At 38.2% G+C, this 26,241-nt stretch carries 18 protein-coding genes and 1 pseudogene; 14 read left to right on the top strand and 5 right to left on the bottom strand.

Translation table 11 applies throughout. From position 1 onward, the window contains the following. Window positions 1-140: 140 nt before the first annotated feature. The 5 genes from Q9Q86_RS00990 (at window position 141) to Q9Q86_RS01010 (ending at window position 9,248) form a co-directional block, all read left to right on the top strand. On the top strand, window positions 141-1,796 hold the full coding sequence (locus Q9Q86_RS00990) for a hypothetical protein (protein WP_112987334.1): 1,656 nt from the start codon (window positions 141-143) through the stop codon (window positions 1,794-1,796). 560 nt (window positions 1,797-2,356) lie between these two features. Further along, window positions 2,357-4,720: a hypothetical protein gene (locus tag Q9Q86_RS00995; protein WP_112987333.1), complete on the top strand. Its 2,364-nt coding sequence runs from the start codon at window positions 2,357-2,359 to the stop codon at window positions 4,718-4,720. Between the two features lie 10 nt (window positions 4,721-4,730). After that, window positions 4,731-5,534 (top strand): hypothetical protein, encoded by an 804-nt coding sequence (locus Q9Q86_RS01000; RefSeq protein WP_112987332.1) that lies wholly within the window; start codon window positions 4,731-4,733, stop codon window positions 5,532-5,534. Window positions 5,535-5,561: 27 nt separating this feature from the next. Continuing rightward, window positions 5,562-8,174, top strand: a complete 2,613-nt coding sequence (locus Q9Q86_RS01005) for a DUF6160 family protein (RefSeq protein ID WP_112987331.1) — start codon at window positions 5,562-5,564, stop codon at window positions 8,172-8,174. A gap of 12 nt (window positions 8,175-8,186) precedes the next feature. Beyond that, window positions 8,187-9,248, top strand: coding sequence for a pilus assembly protein FilA (locus Q9Q86_RS01010; protein ID WP_112987330.1), 1,062 nt, complete (start codon window positions 8,187-8,189; stop codon window positions 9,246-9,248). 40 nt (window positions 9,249-9,288) lie between these two features. On the opposite strand, the gene Q9Q86_RS01015 is transcribed toward Q9Q86_RS01010, so the two are convergent. Both Q9Q86_RS01015 and Q9Q86_RS01020 read right to left on the bottom strand, forming a co-directional pair. Then, window positions 9,289-10,218: a tRNA-dihydrouridine synthase gene (locus Q9Q86_RS01015; RefSeq protein WP_112987329.1), complete on the bottom strand. Its 930-nt coding sequence runs from the start codon at window positions 10,216-10,218 to the stop codon at window positions 9,289-9,291. A gap of 79 nt (window positions 10,219-10,297) precedes the next feature. Further along, window positions 10,298-11,107: an inner membrane protein YpjD gene (locus Q9Q86_RS01020; protein WP_005403133.1), complete on the bottom strand. Its 810-nt coding sequence runs from the start codon at window positions 11,105-11,107 to the stop codon at window positions 10,298-10,300. 148 nt (window positions 11,108-11,255) lie between these two features. Here Q9Q86_RS01020 and ffh point away from each other — a divergent pair, with 148 nt between their 5' ends. Both ffh and Q9Q86_RS01030 read left to right on the top strand, forming a co-directional pair. Beyond that, the gene (gene ffh, locus Q9Q86_RS01025; protein ID WP_112987328.1) at window positions 11,256-12,671 is read left to right on the top strand and encodes a signal recognition particle protein; all 1,416 of its coding nucleotides are present in this window, start codon (window positions 11,256-11,258) and stop codon (window positions 12,669-12,671) included. A 150-nt stretch (window positions 12,672-12,821) separates the two neighbouring features. Beyond that, the gene (locus Q9Q86_RS01030) at window positions 12,822-13,409 is read left to right on the top strand and encodes an alpha/beta hydrolase (RefSeq protein ID WP_112987327.1); all 588 of its coding nucleotides are present in this window, start codon (window positions 12,822-12,824) and stop codon (window positions 13,407-13,409) included. Here Q9Q86_RS01030 and Q9Q86_RS01035 read toward each other — a convergent pair. Both Q9Q86_RS01035 and Q9Q86_RS01040 read right to left on the bottom strand, forming a co-directional pair. After that, window positions 13,379-14,122, bottom strand: a complete 744-nt coding sequence (locus Q9Q86_RS01035; RefSeq protein ID WP_004960213.1) for a pantothenate kinase — start codon at window positions 14,120-14,122, stop codon at window positions 13,379-13,381. The two genes, Q9Q86_RS01030 and Q9Q86_RS01035, sit on opposite strands and share 31 nt — an antisense overlap. A gap of 14 nt (window positions 14,123-14,136) precedes the next feature. Continuing rightward, entirely contained in the window at window positions 14,137-14,889 is a 753-nt protein-coding gene (locus Q9Q86_RS01040) for a biotin--[acetyl-CoA-carboxylase] ligase (protein WP_171293765.1), read from the bottom strand. 31 nt (window positions 14,890-14,920) lie between these two features. Between Q9Q86_RS01040 and Q9Q86_RS01045 the strand changes: the two genes are divergently transcribed. The 6 genes and pseudogenes from Q9Q86_RS01045 (at window position 14,921) to ligA (ending at window position 24,312) form a co-directional block, all read left to right on the top strand. Next, window positions 14,921-15,721, top strand: coding sequence for a sulfite exporter TauE/SafE family protein (locus tag Q9Q86_RS01045; RefSeq protein ID WP_075696164.1), 801 nt, complete (start codon window positions 14,921-14,923; stop codon window positions 15,719-15,721). Between the two features lie 87 nt (window positions 15,722-15,808). Continuing rightward, window positions 15,809-16,521 (top strand): annotated as a pseudogene (locus tag Q9Q86_RS01050) (IS5 family transposase). Between the two features lie 535 nt (window positions 16,522-17,056). Next, a complete protein-coding gene (locus Q9Q86_RS01055) occupies window positions 17,057-17,752 on the top strand; it encodes a GntR family transcriptional regulator (RefSeq protein ID WP_004960197.1) in 696 nt (231 codons plus the stop codon). Between the two features lie 10 nt (window positions 17,753-17,762). Then, the gene (gene smc / locus Q9Q86_RS01060; RefSeq protein ID WP_112987358.1) at window positions 17,763-21,212 is read left to right on the top strand and encodes a chromosome segregation protein SMC; all 3,450 of its coding nucleotides are present in this window, start codon (window positions 17,763-17,765) and stop codon (window positions 21,210-21,212) included. 1 nt (window position 21,213) lies between these two features. Next, complete coding sequence (locus Q9Q86_RS01065) at window positions 21,214-22,212, top strand: cell division protein ZipA C-terminal FtsZ-binding domain-containing protein (protein ID WP_087539836.1); 999 nt, start codon at window positions 21,214-21,216, stop codon at window positions 22,210-22,212. A 72-nt stretch (window positions 22,213-22,284) separates the two neighbouring features. Then, window positions 22,285-24,312, top strand: a complete 2,028-nt coding sequence (gene ligA / locus Q9Q86_RS01070) for an NAD-dependent DNA ligase LigA (RefSeq protein WP_112987359.1) — start codon at window positions 22,285-22,287, stop codon at window positions 24,310-24,312. Window positions 24,313-24,363: 51 nt separating this feature from the next. Here ligA and Q9Q86_RS01075 read toward each other — a convergent pair whose 3' ends face one another. Further along, on the bottom strand, window positions 24,364-25,419 hold the full coding sequence (locus Q9Q86_RS01075; protein WP_112987360.1) for an aldehyde reductase: 1,056 nt from the start codon (window positions 25,417-25,419) through the stop codon (window positions 24,364-24,366). Between the two features lie 349 nt (window positions 25,420-25,768). On the opposite strand from Q9Q86_RS01075, the gene bfr reads away from it, so the two are divergent. Then, complete coding sequence (gene bfr, locus Q9Q86_RS01080) at window positions 25,769-26,233, top strand: bacterioferritin (protein ID WP_112987361.1); 465 nt, start codon at window positions 25,769-25,771, stop codon at window positions 26,231-26,233. Window positions 26,234-26,241: the final 8 nt, after the last annotated feature.

The raw sequence follows: 26,241 nt of genomic DNA on the forward strand, positions 1-26,241 counted from the left end.
TTGATAAAAATAAGATAGAATGAACATAATTTGGTTTGTTTTTGTACAGAATCACTATAAGCTCATTTAAAAGCCGAGTTGTGGTTTGGCATAACACCTATAAAAAAAATACGGATGTTTAGAACATGGAGGTCGGTTTCATGCGACAGTTTAAGTCTCTTCATTTGGCATTGTTGGCTTTGGGCGGATTGTGCTTGAATACTACTAATGCTACTTCTACTTTAACAAGCTTAACTGATACTGAAATGTCGGCTACAACTGGTCAAGCATTAATGAGTTTGTCATATATTGCTCCTACTGATGCTGCGAACTTGGAAAGAGCTAGATCTGGTGGTGATCAAACGGTCGGGTTTTATAAGTTAGGCATGGAAGCTGAGCTAGAACTTAATGTGAATATTAAGAAATTACAATTAGGTTGTGGTGGTCGTAATGGGCCTGGTTGTGATATTGATTTAGATAATGTGAGTTTGAGTGGTAACCCTGGCATTACAGGTAATCCAGCAACAGATGCTGGCAGTGATCAAAACCGTACAAATCGTGTTGGAAGCTCTGCGAAATTAACGAATCCTTTTATTGAGTTTGCAATTAAAAATCCCGGTTCTGCAGCTACGCGAGAAATGGTTGGTTTTCGTGTCAGTTCAGAAAAAGCACAAGGATTATTAACGATTGGAACAGAAAACTCTGCTGTTCCAAATGGTATTAATGCTTTATCTGGTTATATACCTGTCCGCTCGGATAGTTCTGGTAAAATTAAAGGTGTAATTGAGACTGCGCCAAGTTATTTTGATGCTTCTGATCATCCTTATAACCGAATTTCAGGTTCATTAAATGCCCCTTTAGGTACGGTTGCTAAATTCACTTTAGATCAAGGTGGATTTTGGGTACCAGGATTTAAAAATGTTGGTTTTGAAATTCCTGGATTTGCGATTAAAGGTAATCGTATGCCTACGGTTCTATCTCTCAATCCTGTGGTGCAACTACCAGATTTAGTTTTGGGACGTGATTTCAATAACAGTAACTGTGGTAGTGGAAATAGTCAATGTAATAGTTATGGTCTGTCTTCTAATGGTAGTACTTTCCCTGTGAAACCAACATATACGATTGGAAGTACAACAATTTCTGATGGAGCTGGTGGTAATATTGTCTATTTGAATCCAAATAATATCTCTGCAGTAGGTACACAAGGGGGTGTTAATGATCCAAATCAGGCAAATGACAATACAAATGTTAAAGCTTCTATAAGAGCTAGAGTTGATAGTTGTAGTGGTGTTGGTTGTGTTGTTGCGGGTAGTAGTTATTACGTAAACTTGTATACAAAAGTGAAAAATATTACTGCGAGTGTTACTGTTAATCAACCATTAGGCTTGATTCACTCTTTACCTCTTAATTCTGGAGCATCTCTAAGTTTACAGTCACAAAATCTTCTATGGCCAGGCCAACCTTTAGATGATATTACTTCACCAGGTTGGTGGTTGAGTGTTAAAGATGGTGTTGATTTGGGAACTATTGTTCCAACAAATCCAGTTAATTTGTGTGAAGGTACAACTGCGGTACCACAACAATGTGTTCTTCCACAAATTGCTCAGCAAGTAAATGCTTTCCTAGCAGAGAACCCACCATCAACAAATGATTTAGCCGGATTGATTAGTGGTAATGAGGCATTAGGTATTCAGATTGGACCTACGGGGGCAACAGGTGGCTTTGCATTATCTAATTTGGGTTTGACTGTAAACGGTCTAACTTTAGGTAATCAATATTTTACACCAAACTGTTATGGTAACTTGAAGTTCTGTTGATTTTTAATATTTTAAATTTAAGCAGCTTATGCTGCTTTTTTTATTCTTAGATTTCTGAATGATGTTAGAAAATACTTAATAAGATAGTGGCGATTTATTGTTATCAATGATGACTTTATTTGTTTTTTTGTGTCTCAATTATAAAAATTAATAATAAAATTATGATGGTTTTCCCATCTAAGAATATTAACGATTGATAGGAATGATATTGAGATATTTGTTAAGTATACGATCTAATCAATAGCAGACATGTTTTAACACGATAAGCAGCACTTTTTATGTGAGAATCTGAGACCTGTAGGGAATACTTTTAAAAATTAGTATGTTGATAAGTGAGCTGATTTTAGTTGTATTTTCATCTATCGGAAATATGTAACATTTGACAGCTTTGTTTTGCTTTTGTGTAATTATTCGGCATAATAAAACTGAGATTGCTTGGGTGAAATTTGCCCTTTATCTCGAGTGAAGCTCGAAAGTACTCTTTGTATAGCAGTTAAATCACTCAAAAAAATTGAGAAAAATAATGATGATGCGGAGCATCGTGGAATAGGAAGGTCAAGATGACTACACTTTATACGGTATCATTCAAACGAACTGTGCTAGCAACGTTGATTGGTCTGTGTTTAAGTAAATATGCTTTTGCACTGGAGGAAATTTCTGACGATGCTTTAAGCCAAACGACTGGTGAAGGTGTTGCAATTTTACCTACAGACTTTTCTTTTGTCTTGCGTGGAGATAAAGCAGGTAATGAAACATCTCTAACTGATAGAAGTAAAGATACCGGCTATATCCATTATGTTCCAGTAGGTGGTTTAACCTCTATGGTTCAAGATACGAACAACGATGGGTCAGTGACTACAGCTGATCACTCTGTTGGTAAAGCAGATCTATACTTGTATGGTTTGGCTTTATCCAAAAATGATAATGACTCAAATAACCGATTTGGTTCCAAGATTGCAAGCTGGGGAACAGCAAATAACCCTTGGGTGCTCAAAGCTGCAACAGCAACAAATGTTCCTGATTTTTCTGGTACAAACGGAACGGTTACATATCTAAACCTTGAAGCACCATTATATGAAACTGGGACAAAAACAGGTGTAGATGCCTATAATTTAAAGCTTGCACTATGGGTTGATGCTTTTGTACGGGATCAAAGTAAACCTGAAGGTGATCCTGATCAATTTAAACTCGGAGAATTATTTAGCTCCACACAAACTGCTGATGAGGCTTCAGCTGGCGATCGAGCGAATCGTTTACGTTTGCAAGCAATAGCGAATGGTTTTGGAATAAATGGCAGTAATTTGCAAATATTTCAAACCTTAGGTGGCTCGAGCAATAATAATGGTATGAGTGCCTTTTATAATAACACTTTAGGCGTCTCAGGTGTTTTTCGTATAAATAGTGGTGACAGTCAAAACTTCAAGGCTGTCTACAATCCCGGTACAGCATCTCGTACCTATAGTATAGATGGTGGTACAAACTACTCTACAACAGCGGGTTGGAGAAATGCAACGACAGGTTGTGGTGACGCTTCAATAAGTTTTAGTGATGCTAATTGTCAATTCAGATTCAGAGATCGCAAGGTCAAAGATACTGTATCAGGTGCATCGTGGAATTTACCTACTGGATTCCAAGCTGGTGACAAAGTATTGCGTATAAGTACAAAAGAAACGACATCTGCTGCTAACCCAACAGTACAATCAAATTTATCAACACCAGCTTTAAATGGAACTGTTGCACCAACATTTGAGGCTAATGAAGGATTGTATCTCTATTATCCGAATATCAACCTTGTATTAGGAAGTCTATATCAACCTGTAATTTTGGGTTCTGATGGGCGAAATTTTAGTTTAGAAATAGCACGTATTCCAAATAAACCTGAAATTTACAAGAAAATTTACACAGACTATTCTGGCTTAGATACTAGTTATTTAGGTTCGACTTGTAATGTCTACCAATGTGGTGATTCTACCATCTCTGGTTACCAAGGTGGTTCTGCGCGTACAAACTATAATTTGGCAAATGGAACTAAATTAGCAACACACAGTAGTATTAGTATTGGTACAGCTTATAGCCCTGATGGTGGAAAGACGTTGTTGGCTTATGATGGTGTTGAGTCAATGGGAGTATTCTTTGGTCAGCCTGTTTCAAGAACAGAAATATCTGGAACAAAGACTTACAATGAGGTGCAGTATCAACAGCGTCGACAACGTGTTGATACGAGTTATTTAGTGACTGATCGTTATGTTTTGAGATCGCAAGGTGGTTTATTATCTGATGGTTCCACAGTAACCGATCCTTATGATGGGCATACAATTACGGCTGGATGGGCAAGTACAGTAGAAGAGTTCCGGTGGTTTACAACTCAAGGTTACTATGAGGATTGGATATATTTGGATAGTGTTAATGCAGATGGTACAAAAGTTTTTGGTAATACTGATGGAACATATGCAAGGTACTGTACTACAGCATTTGATTGTTTAGGTGGCACGCCTGTAGATGGTGGCAGCGCTGTGGTTGGTCAAAAAGGTAGCGTCACAAGTGCAACAGATTTAAATAACTTAACTCTAGGTGGATTTATTGCAGGTCTTGATGAGTGTGGGCCAGATGAGACAGGAAATGGTATGTGTGCTGGAACAAGCCAATCAGGAGAAGGCGTTAAAGGTTTAAGTCGATTAACGATATTGAAATCTACAGCGGCGAAAGCAGAAAATAGACAATGGGCATTTGGTACACGTAATAATGAGGCAAGATGGTTTAATGTTAATGGTGGTTTAGAGAAAATTTTATATGGCAGCGCTAATGATCCTGCTCCAGCAGTTCCAACTGGTGGTGTGAACCCTTCGGCAATGAATAACTATGGTTCAGCAGTAATTGATGGGCTTTTAATTCAACATATGAAATTAACCACAAAAGGACTATAGGAGTATTAAGATGAAAAAAATAGCGATTTTACTCCTATTATCTATAACTAATTTATCTCATGCTGAATTACAAGCTTTGGATAATCAAACACTTCAGTCTATACAAGGACAGGGTGGGGCAGATTTATCATTTAAACTCTCCTTAAACCATAATATCTTAAGTGATAGCGATTTATTAGCAGGAATTACACCAACTTTTAACTGCGATCCAGCACGCTTAGAGTATTGTCGGTTAGCAATTTCTGTAAATAAACGCTTTGTACAACAGGGTTCAGCTGGAGCAAATGATCCAGTTTGGTCGATGGCAGCTAGTGATCCTAGTATAGATAATAAAGGACGTAAACTTTGGGTAGTCTTCAAAGGATTGCAGGGTACTTTGAATATCCAGAAATTAGGCTTAGATGCAGTTGATTTACAATACCTTCCAAAAACTGGCACTGGTACGGTAATTAAGCCTGCTATGCAATTTACTTTTGATAGTAGTAAGCCAATTCAAATTCGTAATTTTGGCTTTAATGCATTATCAATTGAGCAAGATACGGGCTCTGTCCTTTCATATTATGATACTAATGGTAATCTGATAGAGGGTACAAGCACTAACCCGCAAGATTATGGATTCTTAAAAACAGGAACATTTAGTGCAGTTCCGCAAAGTACAGGTGTAATTGAGACTTCTTCACCTATTACTGTGACAACAGCAAATAATTATGACACTGGCCGAGAAAAAGGTTTTATCGGTTTACAAATGAATGGCAATCTTGCAATAGATGGTAAGGTACAAATTTTTGCATGTAGTAATAATGCTCGTTGTTAAATTTTATTGAATTCAAAGGATTGAACAATGGAAAAGAAAAATCAGAAGCTACAGACACGATATTTTGTACTTAATACTCTAGCTGTAAGTATTTTATTAGTTAGCAACTCTACTTATGCTTTACAAGCATTAGATGATACATCTATGCGTGACGTTAACGCACAAGATGGGTTAAATGTTAATTTAGATTTTAAAGAGTTGAATGTAGGGACTTTCTTTTGGCAAGATAATGCAGGACGTGGAAGTGCAGGAAAAGCAACTGACACCACCTTACGAGCTGAAGCTGAGAATTTCAAAATTCAATCGCATAGCTCATCACCAACAGTAAGACCTAATATCAATATCCAAATGAATACTGGTAGTGAATCCAATAAGGCAGGATTAGACTTCAATTTAAAAGTTGCGCCTGTTTTAATCAGTATGAATAAGTTTAAGGTTTGTGACTCAACAGCTTGTGGCAGTCCAGTTGGGGACATCGCGATACAAACTAACTCAGATACAAGTATTAGTTTTAAAACTCGAGATGGTCTATTTAGTAAGACTGGTCAGAGTGAATTAACGTTTGCTTCGAAAAATGCAAGTATTTATCTTGGACAAACAACTGGATTATCACCAAGCCAAACACTCAATCAATTAATCCTGAAAAATTTTAATTTTAATTTTTTTGCTAAAGGCGTAATGTACATTGATGGTACAGAAGGATTTATTGTTCGAACTAATGCAGCTGGAGTACCAGATGCAGTTATTAATTACAATGCAGATGGTACTGTAAATACTTCAACAAGTACCACGCCTAATACAACATACGGTTATGTCGATTTTACTCGTGTAAATGATCCTGCAAATTCTGGAACAATTACAGGAAATACATATTCTTCTACGGCGAGTAATTCGGGTTTAAACTTAGAATTTATGCTGAATAAAAATGTAAATCCAAATAACCGTTATTCTGTAGATGGAACTAAAACCCCTTTAAATGGTCAAGCTACATCAGAAAAAGCTCAAGGACTTATACGATTAGGTGCAAGTGGTCGTATGGTCAATGGTTCTATACAGATACGTGGTACAAATGCTAATAGCAACGATGGATTTACCCGAACAGATCCTGTTTATAATGTAGCGTCTAACCAATTTGGTAATCCTGATAATACTAATATTTTAGGTAAAGCGAATAACGAGGTTAGTTCGTCAGGAACACAAAATATTATTGGTAATACCGGTATAGCTTTCCGTATGAAAGCTGACTTTACTAAAAAGAATGATCCAATGTTGCAAGGCGATAATACAAAAGCGACGACATTGGAGCTAGGGGGCGCAGGGTTTAATACCTACGGATTTGAATTCGGAGAATTAACGGGTTTGAATTTGAGAAACAGAGGTTCGTTTGATACAGGAAATGTTTATCTAAATTTAGTAGATACAAAAACTGTTTTATTACCAGCGAATAAAGTATTGCAAACAAGTCGTTATTGGAATGGTTCTAGTTCTACAACATTAACCACTGATGCTGATTACGTTCAAAATATTCATAATGGAACGACTGATCAAAATCCTTATGCGCTTCTGGCAGCTATACGAGGTGCAGAGTTTCAGGCATTTTCACGCAGCGGTCGTTTTACCAATAGTGCAAGAACGACAGGTACAACGATTCCTAAAATCAATGATACTACAGGTAATACGTGGGGTTTAGCATTACCTTTCTATGATTTAAATGCAAATTTAGCCATGTATGGTACAACTGCTCCAGCAGATGCTTACTATTATGATTTAGGTGGAACAAGATATACTGTTGTAGCTGGTGCGGAGCGTTTAGGTTTTTCACTTGCCATGAGTACTACGGGTATGAATGGAAGTACAGATACTACTAAGCAAAAGACTACTTCAATCTTGTTATTAGATAACGCAGATACAAACTCAGTACGCTATATTGGTTTGCGTAATATCGATATGTTATTGCGCGGTACGGGAACAGTTGGGCTTGAAAATGGAAGTTTTAATGCTAGCTTAAAAGACATTTTGATTATCTTATCTGCACAAATTGCAGGAGGATATTTACCAGGAGCATTATATAAAGGGACATCTACACCGGCATCAGCTTCATCAGCGGACTTCTCAAATAATAATGATGTTTTGTTGTCTACTAAATTACGTTTAGATGGTAAGAAAATAGATCTTTCTTTAATACCAAATAGTGAATATACCAGTACTGACGGTAGTCGCTTGAGTGTTGTTGGTGAGTTAGAGCTTAAGGCTGTAAAAGATGGTGGGAAAAGCGCAATTCAGTTAAGTGATCCATTAGATGGTTCTACTGTAGGTTTCGATAATATCGATGGTAAAGTTGCATTTAATAATGCAATTATTATTTCACCAGATACTCGAGAGACATGTCCTACAGCTGGTTGTGATGGTATGGTTTCCTTTAAAGCAGGTCTAACTTTCAACCCAGCTGGAACAACAGGTATTGGAGCAACTGGTGGAGCAAATAGTGCAACAAATGCTGAAAAGATTGCGGGTGTATTAAGAGTTCGAGATATAAATCTTTATCCTCCAACAGTGGGAGCACAGCCACAACGCTTAGGTGAAATGGTGTTGACGGGTGGACGTATTACTGGTCAATTAGGAATTATTCCTCGAAACTAAGGATAGAATCTGATGAATAAAAATAAGATGCTAGGATGTCTAACTCTATTTTTTAGTCCTCTAGTAATAGCAATGCAACCAATGGATGATCAAAGTCTATCTGTTGCGACTGGTCAAGATGGTTTAAATATTAATGTAACTACCCCAAGCATTGAATTTAAACAAATGGCTGTGATTGATCCTGATGGTTGGGATACGAAGACGATTGCTGCAACAGAATATCGTGGTAGAGCTGCGTTAGTACTTGCACAAAGTCCTAATTCAACTATGTCGAGTCCAACTATAACCGCAAAAGCTGCTGGTACTTCTACTAACTTAAGTCTAAATGCTGTTATTGATACAGATAAGGGGACTGGTACTAATGGAGCTTTCGCGAATATCGGGATAACTTTTGGAAATTTAGATGAGTTAGTATTTTCTAAATTCTCTATCTATACGGCTGGTGCAAATGCTGTATCAGATATGGGTTTGACAACTCCTGGTATTTATACGCAAAGAACCATTTTTGGTGGAACTACAGCAACATTAAATACAGGTGTTAAAGAGTTACTTAGATTAAATGACGGTTTGAATATAAAGTTTTTAGCTACGAATAAACCGAAAATGAATATTCAACTCGGAGCAGCGCCACAGAGTTACATGGTGCGTCTAGGTGGGGCGATTGATTCTATTTGTGGAGCTGGGACAGGGTGTAATATGATGCTAGTCTCTAGCTACGCTACTGAAACTGATCCAACAACAACAGCTATTGGTGCAAATTTTAAGTTTCAAATGAAAGCATCAAATCCTTTAACAGGTTTTCGTTTAGATAATTTTCATGCTGGTATTGAATCCGATGGTTTTGTTTTTGGAAATTTTGTAAACACGTGCTCTACAACACCTAGTACTTGTATCACCTCTGATGCAGTTGATTTATCATTAAATGAAATCAAATTAGGTAATGATATGACAACAATTCCTGCGGTTGGAAGTGCTAATTATCGATTTAATGGTTTACAAAATAGTTCAATTGGAAATGTTGGATTTAAAAATGCTTCAGTTACTGACTTAAAAATGAAAATTAGTGGTCTGTAATTAATCAAGAGCATTAGTAAAAAATAGGGAGTATCGCTCCCTATTTTTTATTTAAATATTCTAGAATATTCTCAAGTTGCTTTTCTCGTTTTACTAGGCTCCACAACTCTTGAGCTTCTGGATAGGCTTTAGTCATCATACCTAACCATTGCTTGTAACGACCAATCATTCCAATTTCAGTTTTGAATTGTCCGCTTAAAAAACGTTGTTGTAATACGACTAGCTCCTGCCATGTTAAAATTGCTTGGTCGCTATTTTCACGGATACAGAGTGTCAAATCTGGAGTTGTAACAGCGCCACGTCCTATCATCAAATCCTGACAACTTGATTGTTCTAAACATGCTTTGGCGTCAGCATTATTCCAGATTTCACCATTGGCAATTACATTGATTTTTAATGCTTCAGTAATTGGCTGGATTTTTTCCCAATAGGCAGGAGGTGTATAGCCATCAGCTTTTGTACGAGCATGAACTGTGAGCCAACTAGCACCAGCATCTTCAATGGCATGTGCATTATCGAGTGTATGATTTTCATCTAAATAACCGAGTCGCATTTTTGCTGAAATTGGAATATGTTTAGGTACAGCATCACGAACAGCTTTGACTAAGAGATGTACCGTTTCAGGTTCATCTAATAAAACTGAACCGCCTCGATGGCGATTGACTGTTTTAGCTGGACATCCAAAATTTAGATCAATTGCAGGAGCACCGAGTTCAACGACTTTAGCAGCATTGGCTGCGAGCATTTCAGGATTATTTCCTAAAAATTGAACATGTACTGGTGTTCCAGCAGCTGTTTTACCATCAGTTTTTAGTTCAGGACAAAAACTGTAATAAATATGGTCAGGTAGAATGCTGTCAGTAATACGAATAAACTCAGTCACACACCAATCAAAACGACCAACATGAGTGAGGACATCACGCATAATTGGATCTGTTAGACCTTCCATAGGGGCGAGTGCGAGTTTCACAATGCATTACCTAGTTAAACAAAAACTGGTTTATACGCATTTTAAGAGAAGCTGTCTAGTTTTTATTGGGACAGTTAAATTAACGCCCTAATATCATTTCTAAAACAAATTTACTGCCAATAAATCCGATTGCTAGTAATACGAATCCTGTAATTGTAAATCGAATCGCTTTACGTCCACGCCAACCAAATTTGTAATGTCCGATTAGTAAAGCTCCATATAAAAACCAAGAAATAATACTAAATGCAGTTTTGTGAGCGAGGTGTTGAGCAAAGAAATTATCAATGGTAAAGAAACCAAAGATTAGTGCAGCGGTGAGTAAACCAAACCCAGTAATAATTAAATCAAAAAGTAAGGATTCCATCACTTGAAAAGGGGGGAGCAGGTTGACCCAAATACGTTTTTTTTGTTTTTTCTTGAGTTCTCTGTCTTGAAACCATAATAGAACTGCTTGAATGGTTGCCATTAACAGAACCGCATAAGCGGACAAAGACAAAATAATATGGGTATCTAAACCGACTCCATGATGTTCAATGGTTTGATTGGATTGGCTTAAAGAAAACCCTAGGATTAGTCCAATCGCAGCAACAGGAATGCCGATTAAATTTAAAGGTAATATTGGGCGAATCAGACTTAAAATTAAACTTAGGCTTAACATCAGTCCAGAGGTAAAGGAAATGAGATTAAATACATCATAATTTACCCCTAACGGTGTGATCATATCCTGTGACAAGACAAGACCATGAAGTATCAATCCTAATACAACAATAAGACCATAACACCAAAGATTTGGAGTACGTTTTGACATTAAATGGATAAACAGATACCAGAATGAACTGGTATATGAGACAAGTGCCAAAATTGTGTAAACCAAGGGGAGACTGATCATGTCAAACCTTTTTTAGGGGGATGAATAATATTCACCATATAAGATATAAATTCGCTTCGAACTACAGTATCCTATAGCATCTTATGCATAAATTTTCTATTTTAAGAAAGATTTTTTTTGCAACTAGCCATTTTAAGCGGATTTCGCAATGTTTGATACCTTAACAGAACGACTCACACAGAGTTTAAGAAATGTTACTGGCTCAGGGCAGCTGACCGAAGACAATATTAAAGATACCTTACGTGAAGTACGTATGGCACTTCTTGAAGCCGATGTGGCGTTACCTGTAACTCGTGAATTTATCGCGAAGGTGAAGGAAGAAGCACTTGGTCAAGAAGTAATGACTCAGCTTTCTCCAGGTCAGGCATTTGTAAAAATTGTCTATGATGAACTCACCAAAATGATGGGTGAGGCAAATGAGACTCTTGATTTAAGCGCAAAACCACCGGTTGTGGTCCTACTTGCTGGTTTGCAAGGTGCTGGTAAAACCACGACGGCTGCAAAATTAGCGCGTTTCCTCAAAGAGCGCCAAAAGAAAAAAGTAATGACTGTTTCTGCCGACGTGTATCGTCCAGCAGCGATTAAGCAGTTAGAAACAGTATCAAATGAAGTCGGTGTTGGTTTTATTCCATCACAAGCGTCAGAAAAACCAATTGATATTGTCAATCGTGCGATTGAGCAAGCAAAAATTCAATTTGCTGACGTTTTGATTGTCGATACGGCAGGTCGTCTACATGTCGATGAAGACATGATGGATGAGATCAAAGAATTACATGCTGCGGTGAAGCCGACTGAGACTTTGTTCGTCGTTGACGCGATGACAGGTCAAGATGCTGCCAATACAGCAAAAGCTTTTAATGATGCTTTGGCTTTAACTGGTGTGATTCTCACTAAAACTGATGGTGATGCACGCGGTGGTGCTGCACTTTCTGTTCGTGCCATCACGGGTAAGCCGATCAAGTTCTTGGGTATTGGTGAGAAACTAGATGCGCTTGAGCCATTCCACCCAGATCGTGTTGCACAACGTATCTTGGGCATGGGTGATGTCCTTTCTTTAGTCGAAGAAGTTGAACGTAAGATCGACAAAGAAAAAGCCGAAAAAATGGCGAAAAAATTGCAAAAAGGCGGTACCTTCAACTTTGAAGATATGCTGATGCAATTTGAGCAAATGAGTAAAATGGGCGGCATGATGGGCTTCTTGGATAAGTTGCCTGGTATGAGTAATGCGGGCATTCAGGATGCAATTGAAAAAGCTAATCCTGAAAAGCAAGTTAAGCGTATGGAAGCGATTATTCAGTCGATGACGATTAAAGAACGTCGTAATCCTGATTTAATTAATCCAAGCCGTAAAAAACGTATTGCTGCTGGTTGTGGTATGGATGTTGCTGAAGTGAATAAATTGATCAAGCAACAAGCACAAATGGCGAAGATGATGAAGAAATTTGCGAATCCATCAGGCATGAGCAAAATGTTGAAATCATTGGGCAATATGCAGAAACAATTCGGTGGTGGTGGCGGTATGGGACCATTATTTGGTAACAACGATACAAAAAATAATAAATAAAAGTCCATACTTTCATTTGAAGGCGCATTAGCGCCTTTTTTATTTTTCTGAAAGTTGGTGTATAAAAATAGTACAAAATTAAACACTAAACGTTTAGTAAAAATTGGATAATAAAAATTAAATATATGATTTTATTGATAAATGTAAACTGTGTCACAAGATATGAAAAATAAGGTTTTTATTTTGCATTGTGAAAATGCAAATCCAGAACAGCATTGGTATATCTGGTTAGAGCAAGAACTAAAAAGCATTGGTATCGCTGCTGAAAGAGTTGTTCTGGCTGATTCAAGTCATCCTGATGCGGAGGTTTGGCAAACTTGCTTAGAGGCTCAATTAAATACTATTAATCAACAAAGTATTTTGGTTGCACATGGATTATCTTGTCTAGCGGCAGCGAGATATTTAGCTGATAAGCTCAAAGGGACATCTATTAAGGCAGCATTATTTTTAGCAGGTTTTAACGAAACAATTCCGCAACATCCAGAATGGAGTCAATTTATTCAAGAAAATTGTTTCGATAGCAAATACCTTCGAACGAATATCCTTCGACGTATCGTGTTTTTTTCAAGCAATGATCCTGACGTGCCTGTGCCATACACATTCAAATTTGCACATTATATTAATGCGCAATTGATTGAAGTAAGCCAAGCAGGACATTTTTGTGAGGATGATGGCTATCGTGAATTTGAACATTTATTTAAGGTAATTCAAACATTAGTAGCAGCAGAATTGACTTGAACATAATGTTTTAAGCCTTTTAAAAGTAAATCCGATTCGATTTGCGGTTGATAATGCTTTAAAAATTTTTCAAACAAATTGGCATCACCACCTGTGAGTACGAGTTTTCTTGGCGATTGCTGCATGATTTGATGAATCGTGCTAATCAAGCCTAAAAGAATGCCATGATGGACAGCATCAACGGTGTTATGTCCTGGATCTAGATTATCAAAGGCAGAATCTGGAATTTTGATACCCTTAGTGTTTTGAATCAGGGAGTCACGCTGTAAGTACAGATTAGGTAAAATATATCCACCTAGATGTTGGAAACCATCAATAAGATCAATAGTTAAAGCCGTTCCACATCCAATCACACAATAACTCTCATTCGGTTTAGCGGTTGCTAATACTTGCAACCATCGGTCTATTCCTAACTGACTTGGAACATCGTAGCCACATCGTAATCCAGCATATTCAGTATGTACTTTGGCAAAAATGACGGGTATTTCTAAAATATCTAGGATTGTTTTAATACGATGATTATTTTCACTGTCAAGAACAGAAGATACCCCAACGTGAGTAATGTTCTGATAACGAAAATGTTGAATAAGTCCTAACAACAAGTCGGCAGGCGATTGGAGATGTAATTCAGCAGCATGCTCAATAATTTGATCTTGCTGTGTAATCCAATATTTTAAACGAGTATTACCAATATCAAGCCATAAACTTTTCATCGCATTGTGATCCCTTAGTTAGATGCAAGACGTAAACGACCTTGATAGAACTGTTGTGTTTGATCTGATTTGATTATAACGGCACCATCATTCGAAATGCCTTGGAACTGACCATAGGTTTTACCTAGTGCATGTTCAAACTCTACAAACTCATTGATCCAAATCGCATGATGATTAAATCGTTCAGTTAGATTATAGCTACCATGTTCGAACCATTGGGCTGCTTGTTGAATCGCAACATATAATTCAGCAATAAGCTGAAATCGTTCAAGTTGCTGTAGTCCTAAATGATGTAGTGATGTAATGGATTGATCTGCATCTTCCACATTAGGGGTGTTAATATTAATACCTACACCGACAATCGCTTGATTTACAGAAAGCGGTTCAACTAAGATCCCACCCCATTTCCCTTGTGAACTGTATAAATCATTTGGCCATTTGACGTTTAATGATAAGTTACGTAAGCATGGGATCTGTAAAATATTCAATGCAACTTCAAGTGCAAGTCGCCCATCAAGTGCTGTATTGGTTTGAATCAGTGTGCTTAAATAAACATTTCCATCAGGGGAAACCCATTCACGTTGGTGTTGACCACGTCCTTTGGTTTGTTGCGCGCTACACACAAGACCTGTTGTCATGCCTTTTTGAGCAAGCTCACGCATATCATCATTAGTAGATGTCGTTGTGGTTTTGAATAACACCACTTCTGGATATTGATTCTTTGCATTTAAGAGTTGCTGTAACTGGCGTGTTGCGAAATCATCCATCATTTTTTACAAGTAGAGTGGTCATGTATTCATGGAGTTAATCATATATTTGCTCATTGGTGCAATTGCTGGATTCACCGCAGGATTGTTTGGTGTTGGTGGTGGATTAATAATTGTTCCAATTTTATTTATTGTATTCACTCAGCTGAATTATGATCCTAATGTCATTATGCACATAGCTGTAGGTACATCACTTGCAACCATAGTTGTTACCTCAATCAGCTCAGTCATGGCGCATCATAAAAAAGGCGCAGTGCTATGGTCGGTATTTAAGAATCTAGCTCCAGGATTGATATTAGGCTCTTTTTTTGGGGCGGGAATTGCTGATCTCATGTCAGGACAACATTTACAGTTAGTGATTGGCATTTTTGCAGTGTGGATGGCTTATAAAATGTTTAGAGGAGCGCATGCACAGATTGATCCTAATAAGCATTTACCTTCAGCACCTCTACAATTTGCAGCAGGGGGCGGAATTGGTATCGCATCCGCGATTTTTGGTATTGGGGGCGGGAGTTTAACGGTTCCTTATCTCAATCGACATGGTGTAGTGATGCAACAAGCTGTAGCAACATCTGCAGCCTGTGGTTTACCAATCGCTTTAGCAGGTGCGATTGGATTTATGTGGTTTGGTGCAAAAGAACAGATTGATGTTCCCAATACGATTGGCTATGTACATGTATATGCTTTTCTGGGGATCAGTGTGATGAGTTTTATTACTGCCAAAGTTGGTGCTAGGGTAGCACATCGACTATCAGCAGCGATGCTGAAGAAGTGTTTTGCAGGATTATTGGTTTTTGTTGGAAGCTACTTTATTTACAAAGGTTTAATTTAGGGCTTGTTGAGAATTAACAAAGACTACTGATTAATTTATAATAGTACTATGGATAGATACATACTTACTGATGCCCAATGGGCAAAAATGGAACCTTTTTGCCTAGGTAAAGTGACCGATCGAGGTCGTAGTGGAAAAGATAATCGATTATTTTTAGAAGCAGTCCTATGGATTGCCCGTACAGGCAGTCCATGGCGTGATCTACCTGCTCATTTTGGTAAATGGAATACCGTCTTTAAAAGATACCGTGACTGGGTTAAAGCTGGTGTATTTGAAACTATTTTTGCATCTGTAAATGAAGATGTTGATTTGGAATACGCCATGATTGATGGAACGATTGTTAAAGTTCATCGACATGGGCAAGGTGCAAAAGGGGGACTTTCAAACAGTCTATAGGTAAATCTCGAGGTGGAATGACCTGTAAAATTCTTGCCTTAGTGGATAGTCTAGGCAACCTCATTAAGTTTCGATTAATGCCTGGTCAATATCACGATTTAGTAGAAACCAAACCTTTAATTGAAGATGTTGATTTTCAAGCATTACTAGCTGATAAAGCATTTGATGCAGATTGGCTCATCCAAGAACTCAATGAACGTAAAGTGAAAGTGGTGATCCCACCCAAATCTAATCGAAAAGTAATGAGAGCATTTGATACGACTATGTATAAATGGCGTCATCTCATTGAAAACTATTTCTGTAAGTTAAAAGAATTTAAACGTATAGCGATGCGTAGTTGTAAAACAGATACGAGTTTTGAAGCCATGATTCAATTGTGCGCGAGTGTAATTAACTCTCGGTAATTCTCAACAGACCCTAGTTCTTAATTTAATGCAATCATTACTATTAAGTTGATTTAATAGGCTGTTTTGTTCTAAAAGTGCACGTCATGTTGTTGACGTGTAATGACTGAAAAGGAAGGACTTTATAGCTTAAAGATGGTGATCTTCGTTTGGAAATTAAGTTATGAACAATAAGATTGCTTGCTTGTAACTACTTTTTTATTGGATAAACGAACTAGGATGCTAGAGTTTTAAATGAGACTTATTTTGCGTAAATAAAAATTTATGAGAATGATATCAATAAAAAATCAATTAGAAAAAATGTTTCAGATATTCGGTTGATGCTGAGTAGAGTATCTAAATAATTGATCTTTAAATTATAAAAATAGATTATTAAGTCAATTTTAAAGATGAAATAGTGTCTAAAAGTAGTGATTGGCTTAAAAAGCAATGAAATTGTCAGACAATGATATAGAATTTATAAGGTCAGATCAGTTAAAACAAAAAAGCGCAAACAGCATTGGAAAATGCGTATAACAAAGATAGCGAGGGGCTCATGAATCTCGAAGAGGCGGATAGTCTTTCTGAACAGATTGCAAAATATATTAGTGAACAAATAATTAGTGGTGAGCTTGTCGAGGGTGAACGCATTCAAGAATTGCGCATTGCTAAAGAATTAGATGTCAGTCGTGGCTCTGTCCGTGAAGCATTGTTATTACTAGAACGTACATATTTGATCGAAATTTTTCCACGTCGTGGGGCGATTGTTTCTGAAATGTCTGCTCAGCAAGTCAAAGCTTTGTTTGATACCAATGTGATGGTTCTTGGGCACATTGTGCAGCGTATTAGTGAAACTTGGCGAGTAAATGAAGCTGAGCAACTACAAGAGTTATTGGATCAACTTGTTGAGTTTGTTCGTGCTGGTGATATAGAGAAATTCTATGATGCTATTTTTAAATATCTAGCAGAACAACATGAGATGGTGGCTAATCCTTACATGATGCAATTTTATAAGGAATTGTTGCCATCACTACGTCGTAGCTATTTTTTAACCTTAAATACATCGCGCCGAGAACTACAAGAATCATTTACCTTGTTTAAGTTAGTGATTGATGCAATTTTGATCCGAAAATCACAACAAGCTGCTTTATTTATGGAAGATTTTTGTCGACACTTGCGCAACCTTGTGTTGGAATCTCTAACACGAATGAAACAGATTGAATTGGCTTGGGCGAGACGCTCACGCCGTTAGTTAGGGCAGTATGCGTTTAAGCAGTTTAAAACTTTCAGGCTTTAAATCTTTTGCCGATAGTACCACTTTACATTTTAAGGCGAACCGCACTGCGGTAGTTGGGCCGAACGGTTGCGGAAAATCGAATGTGATTGATGCGATCCGTTGGGTTATGGGCGAATCGAATGCACGTCAGTTGCGTGGCGGTAGTATGCAGGATGTTATTTTTACAGGGACATCTAAACGTAAACCTGTCGGTGTTGCCAGTGTAGAGCTTCGTTTCGATAATACATATGGAAAATTAGGCGGCGCATACAATGCATATAATGAGCTTGCTGTTCGTCGTCAGGTCACACGTGAAGGAAAATCAGAATACTTCTTGAATGGCACACGATGCCGCCGTCGTGATATTACCGATATTTTTTTAGGAACTGGTCTAGGACCACGTTCTTATGCAGTCATTGAACAGGGTATGATCAATCGTTTGGTTGATGCTAAACCTGAAGAAATGCGAGTGTTTATTGAAGAAGCTGCTGGCGTATCTCGCTATCAAGCACGTCGTCGTGAGACTTTGCAGCATTTAGAACATACTGAGCAAAACTTAGCGCGTTTGGAAGATATAGCGGCTGAATTAAAATCACAGCTGAGAACGCTAAAACGCCAGTCCGAAGCCGCCATCCAATATAAAACCTTAGAAAATCAGATTCGTACTTTAAAAATCGAAATACTGTCTTTCCAAGCGAATCAAAGTCAGAAGTTACAACAAGAATATACTGTTGAAATGAACGAGCTTGGCGAACGCTTTAAATTAGTTCGGTCAGAGTCGCATACAATTGAGCATGATTTAGAAGCGACAAGTGCTTTATTTCAACATTTGATTCAGCAATCGTCACCTTTGCAGCATGAATGGCAACAGGCAGAGAAGAAACTGGCTGAATTGAAAATGACTTTGGAGCAAAAGCAAAGCTTATTTCAACAAAATAGTAGTAGTCTGATTCAGCTTGAACAACAAAAACTTCAAACTAAAGAACGACTACAGCTTTCTGAACTTCAGGTAGAAACTTTAACTGCACAATATGATGAGCAGAGTGAAGCCTTAGTCGAATTGGAGCAGCAAACACAATCGACCGAACATCACTTTAGTGATCTTCAGGCCCAACAAAAACAAGCACAACAACAATTTGATCAAATTAAAACCCAAGTTGATCAGCAGCAACAAAAAAAGTTGCAAATGGCGGCACAAATTGAACAGCTTGCTAAAAATGTGCAACGAATCGAACAACAAAAGCAGACTTTGCAGAACCAAAGTAATCAGATTCGTGCTCAGGTTCAGGATGATGAGCAAGCGCAACTAGAACAATTACAGCAGCAATTACAACAAGAAATCATTATTTTAGAAACCGAAATAGAGCAATTTCAACAAAATACAAAGATTTTGCAGGATCAACAACAGCAAGATAAAACCAATCTACAGAGTTTAAAAACAGAAATTCAAGTTCTATTGGCTGAACAGAAAAATTTGAATCAATTGCTGGCGAAGCAGAGTCCAAAACAAAATCAAAATGCTGTTCGATTGATGCAAAGCTTGCGCTTAACAACTCAAGGCAAATCTCATGCTGTGATCATTGAGAAATTTTTAGCTAAATGGTTACAAGCACAGTTGATCGAAAGTGGACAAACATTCCAAGAAGATGTGGCACGTCAGTTAAAATCATCCACGCAGCAAAAGATTCAAATACAACAACTGCGTCGTTTAAATGATTTTATTGAAGCTCCACAATCTTCGCTCTGGGCAAATGTTGCCGTTGCAGATGATTTAACAATAGCATTGAGTTATCAGTCTGATCTTATTCATGCACAATCAATTTTGACGCTTGATGGTTATCATGTCGGGGCTGATTGGGTGATCGCTCTGCACTATGATGAAGATAGCCAAAGTGCACAGGGCATGCTAAGCCATCAAGTGCGTTTAGAGGAAATCGAACAACAACTTGCAGAAATGCAGCCACAATTACTTGAGTTAGAAAACCAATTTTCTGTTCAACAACAAACTTTGCAGCAACAGCAACAACATTTACAGCAACAGCAACAAAGCCAAAAACAAAAGCAAAAAGAATTACAACAACTCGATGTGCAAATTGCTAAATTACAAAGTACTGCACAGGCTTTTGTATTGCAGCAACAGCAATTGGCAGATCAACTAAAACAATTGGATTTGCAGCTTGAAGAAGATGCGATGCAGAGAGATGATCTAGAAATTGATCTGCATGCTCTCGCAATTAAATTAGAAGCGGTTTTACCGAACTATAAAACTTTGCAGTTTCAGGTTGAAAGTTTAAATGAGCAGTTAGATGAGCAACAACAACAGTTGACTCAACAACAACAACAACGTGAAGTATTACGCCAGCAGACTTCACAAGCCAATCAACAGATTGAGTTGTTGGAAAAAGATATTTCTTTTTTAAAGACACAATATCGACAAATTATTGAGCAAATAGAACAGGCAAAGAAATTTGTTGATCCAATTCAACTCGAGTTACCAAACCTCGAATCACAATTCCAAGAACAGTTCCAGCAAACTGAAAAATTGCAAAAAAATTGGAATGAATGGCAGCTTGAATTGAATCAAGTACAAGAAAAGCAGCAACAACTGACAGAGCAACGCCATCAAGCCCAACAAAAAGATGAACTGGTGCGTGAACAGTTGGAACAAAAACGCTTGGCATGGCAGGCAGCTAAGTCAGATCGTGAACATTATTTAGAACAACTCAAAGAACTTAATTCCGAACCTGTATCTGATCTGTCGATTGAAATTAAAGAGCATCAGCAAAAACTGGAAAAAGCACAACAACAGTTTGAGAAAATTGGCGCAGTTAATTTAGCAGCTTCTCAAGAATACGAAGAGGTGTCACAGCGTTTTGATGAGCTTAGCCATCAGATGCAAGATTTGCAAAATACTGTTGACCAACTAAAAGATGCAATGAAAAGCATTGATCAAGAAACACGAAAGCTATTTATGACCACTTTTGATCAGGTCAACCAAGAGCTACAAGTATTGTTCCCTAAAGTTTTTAACGGTGGTGAAGCTACTTTGAGTCTTGAGGATGACTGGCAGTCAGGTGTCAAATTAATGGCTCGTCCACCAGGCAAACGTAATAGCTCGCTCGCATTGCTGTCAGGTGGAGAAAAAGCACTCACTGCTTTAGCTTTGGTGTTTGCGATCTTTAGATTGAATCCAGCGCCTTTCTGCGTTCTAGATGAAGTAGATGCGCCATTGGATGATGCGAATGTACAACGGTATTGTAATTTGGTAAAAGAGCTTTCTGAACAGGTACAATTCATTTACATTACACATAATAAATTGGCGATGACAATGGCAACTGATTTATTGGGAGTGACCATGCCAGAGCCAGGTACATCAAAATTAGTGACTGTCGATTTAGAACAGGCAAAAGAATACGGGTTAGTTGCGGAGTCCTAATATGGAAATGAATACAATAATAGGCATTGTTATTGCCGTTGTGATTATGCTCGTTGGTTTGATAATGATTTTAAGAAAACCAAAACCAGTTGAGCCTTCACTAGAAGCAGATTTGCACATTAATCCTGAAAGTAATCAGCCTGTGATTCCACGTCATGTGAGAGATCAGATTCTGAAGGTGGAAACTCCTGAGCTAGCTGTTGAACGTGTTGAGCCTAGTTTTAAAACCAATCCAATCGAAGCTGCTCCCGTTATTGCTTCTCAACCAGTCACTGTAGTTGAAAAAGCATCTGAACCTGAAAAAGTTCAAGAGATTGCTGAATCAGTTGAAGTTAAAACATCTGTAGCAACTGAAGCTGAACTTTCCACTCCAACTCAGACAGAGGGGGAGGCTTTAGAGGATCAAGTAAATCCTTCCGATAAACTTGATGAAGTGAAAGTTGAGCCTGAACTCACGTTAAACCCAAGTATTGAGACTGTTGAGATTGCTGAGTTTGATGGTGAAAGTAATATTTTAGATGTCCATTTGCATGAGCAACAACGTTACGATGATGAAAGTGCGTTAGCAACTGCTGAAGAAATTATTGCCTTAAATGTCTATCCAAACCCGCGCCGTGCACTTTCTGGTGACAAAGCATTAAAAGTATTACTTAAATACGGTTTGCGTTTTGGCGAAATGTCATGTTTCCATCGCTATGAAAATACTGATGAACCAAGTGCTTTGATGTTTTCAGTATTGCGCATTACAGATAATGGTCCAGCAGGTTTTGACTTGGAGACATTATCAGGTGAACAAGTACAGGGCTTGGCTTTCTTCCTTGCTTTACCAAACAGCAAAGCGGTTACTGGCTACGATATGATGACCAGTATTGCAGGATTAATAGCACGTGAAATTGATGGTAAAGTTTATGATGAGAATAACCTCGAGTTTTCTCCGCAGTTGAAAGAGCATTGGCGTCATCATGTGATTGACTATCGACCAAGTCAAACAACTGTTTAAAATCAAATTTTTGTAATAAATGCAATGAAAGACATAGGGCGGTTTTCCGCCCTTTTATATGGTGAAATTTAAATGGAACAAAACTCAGTTATTGAGCAAATGCGTCAATTGATTCAATTGATCGCTAAACATAATCATGCTTACTACGTGATGGATCAACCTACGATCACCGACAGTGAATATGACCATTTATTTCATCAACTTAAAGCATTAGAACAACAGTATCCAGAGTTTATGCAAGCTGATACACCCACGAATAAAGTCGGTGGACAAGCATTATCAAAATTTGAAAGTGTGACTCATGTGGTGCCGATGCTGTCATTAGGTAATGTTTTCAATCAGGATGATTTATTTGCCTTTGCACGTCGTATTGATGAGCGCCTACCGAATCAAAAGGTTCAATACGAGGTTGAACTTAAACTCGATGGTTTAGCGATTTCGCTTTGGTATGAAAATGGTGTGTTGGTTCGAGGCGTAACTCGTGGTGATGGAGAAACAGGCGAGGACATTACTCAAAATGTCAAAACCATCCGTAATTTACCTAAGATTTTATCTTCTCAGCACCAAGCTATTCCACAACTCTTAGAGGTGCGTGGAGAAGTATTGATGCCAAAATCAGGTTTTGAAAAACTCAATGCAGATCAGGAGGCTAAAGGTGAAAAGACCTTTGCTAATCCACGAAATGCTGCTGCGGGGAGTTTAAGACAGCTTGACCCCAATATCGCAGCATCGCGTCCATTGGCTTTTTATGCTTATGGTATTGCTCAATGCGAGCCTCATCATGGCTTAACGACGATGCATGACAGTTTGCACTGGTTGACCAAATTTGGCTTTGAGATCGCAGAGCGTCAATATCTTTGTGAGTCGATTGAAGAAGTCCAACAACGCTATGAGCAAATTCAGCTTGAACGTCCGAATCTCAGAGTTGAAATTGATGGGATGGTGGTCAAAGTCGATGACCTTAAACAGCAGCAACAACTGGGCTTTTTAAGTCGAGAGCCACGTTGGGCGACAGCCTATAAATTCCCAGCGCAAGCGGCTTTGACCAAGGTTGAAAATATTGACTGGCAAGTAGGGCGTACTGGCACGCTAACACCTGTTGCTCGTTTAGCTCCTGTCTTTGTTGGCGGTGTGACTGTCTCGAATGTAACTTTACATAATATTGGTGAAATTCATCGTTTAGATGTACGTGTTGGCGATACCGTCAGCGTGTATCGGACGGGTGATGTGATTCCAAAAGTTGAAAAGGTTTGGGCTGAATTTAGACCTGCCGATGCTGAGCTTGTTTATCTACCAACGAATTGTCCAGTATGTGATTCTCCTGTCGTCATGCCAGAAGGTGAGGCTTTAGCTCGTTGTTCTGGTGGTTTATATTGTGCAGCACAGCGTATTGAGGCGATTCGCCACTTTGTTTCACGCAAGGCTATGGATATTGAGGGCTTAGGGGATCGTTGGGTAGAGTCATTATTACATCTAGATCTACTCAGAGATGTAGCCGATATCTATCACTTACATGAACATCGAGAAAAATTACTCAGCATTGAAAAAATGGGTGAAAAGTCAGTTCAAAACCTTATTGATGCAATTGATGCAAGTAAGAAAACCACATTGGCACGCTTCATTTATGCTTTAGGTATTCGTGGTGTAGGTGAAACTACGGCACGTATGCTCGCCAATACTTTCCAGACCTTCGATGCTTTGAAAGCTGCAGATATTGATGCTTTGAAGAAAACACCTGATGTAGGTGATATTACGGCAGAATGGATTGTGGATTTTTTCCAAGCCGAGCATAACTTAGAGGTCTTGCAGCGTTTACTTGCTGCAGGGATTCATTGGGATGCACCAACTGCACCAACTCGCCAGCCTTTGAATGGTGAAAGTTGGGTTGTGACTGGCACATTGGAAAGTATGGGGCGTGATGAAGCAACCCAGCGGCTTCAAGCTTTAGGTGCGCGTGTGAGCGGTAGTGTTTCAAGTAAAACCAAATGTGTCGTTGCAGGTGAGAAAGCAGGCAGCAAACTTGATAAGGCACAAAAGTTAGACATTCGTGTAATGAACGAGCAAGAGTTTTTAGAGTTCCTTGCACAGTACGAAGCCTAATAAAGCTATAAAAAAGCCCGTTCAGTGAGTCACATTGAACGGGCTTTTTGCTTATGCACGTTTTTTTACAATGCCATCATCAAGTAATTGTTGGAAATGTTCGCAAACACTTTCTCGAATGTCTCTATATTCGATACCCAATTCATCTACGCTACGTTGAGCATTAAAATAAATTGGATATCCCATATTGAGTTTTACGAATTGACGAGAGTGCCCAAATATTGGTGCGACCAATGAGAATGCTGCTTTAGGTACAGTAAAGTGTGGAAAAGGATATTTATAACCAAACTTCTGCGTTAAAGCTTTGCCCATTTCTAATAAGCTTAGTGTGCCACCACAAATAATATAACGACCTTTTGCTTGAGTATTTAAGGCAGCTGCAACGTGAGCATCCGCAACATCTCGAACATCTACGATTCCATTCCACATTGGTGGAACACCAAATAAGGTTGTGCCATTACCAAACTGTTGTAATACTTCAATACTGCCTGATTGACTCGCATCAGTGAGTGATGGACCCATAACAAGTGCAGGATTGATACAAACAAGGCTCCAGCGATCTTGTTGTTCAGCCATTTCCCATGCTTTACGTTCGGCAGCCACTTTTGAATATGGATATGGTTGGTGAGTTTCACTGCTGCTATTATTCCAGTGGCTCTCATCAAATTCATTATGAGCAGTATTTTGAATCTCAATTGCATCACCGTAGGTTGATGCAATACTTGAGGTCACAACAACGCGTTTTACTGAATCAGTGCGGTTCACACTGTCTAGTACATTCTCTGTTCCTTTCACAGCAGGTTCAATAATGTCTTTTACGGCATCTTTGTAATTGGTGACTACGAAAGGGGACGCAGTGTGAATGACAACCTCACAGCCTTTCATAGCTTCATCAAATGAATGTGCTTCAAGTAAGTCTGCTTTAAAAAAGTGAATTTCACCTGATGATTTTTCAGCGAGGTCATAGAGATGTTGGATTTTATCTTTTTTTGAGGGGTCTCGAACGGTTGCGTGAACTTTATAACCTTGATTGAGTAAGCGTTCTATAATCCAGCCTGCAATATAACCCGTCGCACCCGTGACTAGAATTGCTTTACTTTTATCCATTTTTTTTCCTAATCATTTTTGTGATTGAAGATATTTAGCGAATTTTGCTCAAACAAACAACAGCTGACCAGTCATTTTTAATGTTTTTTTGATCAATTCCAGGTTCAAATAAGAAGTATTGTTAATCGTTACAAAAATCAAATAATACAAAATGATGTAACTTTACCGCTTCGAATGGGGTAATAAATCTGCAAGAGCTTATTTTATCTAAACAAATTATGCGAATTAGAACTGTAAATGCGTATGTTTCTCATTTTAATTTTATAAAAATCATAAACTTACACAATTAATTTTTTGCAAATGTCTTATAAGTTGCTCATAATACTTGTATTCGGAAGGAGTAAATATTATGCGTGGCAATCCAGAAGTCATCGACTATTTAAATATGCTCATTGGCGGTGAGTTGGCTGCTCGTGATCAATATTTAATTCATTCAAGAATGTATGAAGATTGGGGCTTGAGCAAAATTTATGAACGCATTGATCATGAAATGCAAGAAGAAGCCTCACATGCAGATGCCATTATTCGCCGTGTTCTGTTTTTAGGTGCACAACCAAACATGAACCGTGAAGACATTAATGTGGGTACTGATGTGGTAAGTTGTTTAAAAGCAGATTTGGCACTGGAATATCATGTACGTGAAAAACTGGCGACAGGAATCAAACTCTGCGAAGAAAAAGGCGATTTTATTAGTCGTGATATATTGCGTCAGCAGCTTTCTGACACAGAAGAAGATCATACTTATTGGTTAGAAAAGCAACTACGTTTGATCGAATTGATTGGTTTACAGAATTATATTCAATCGCAAATCTAAGATTTGTG

Source organism: Acinetobacter sp. A22, from assembly GCF_030913345.1.
GTDB lineage: Bacteria > Pseudomonadota > Gammaproteobacteria > Pseudomonadales > Moraxellaceae > Acinetobacter > Acinetobacter junii.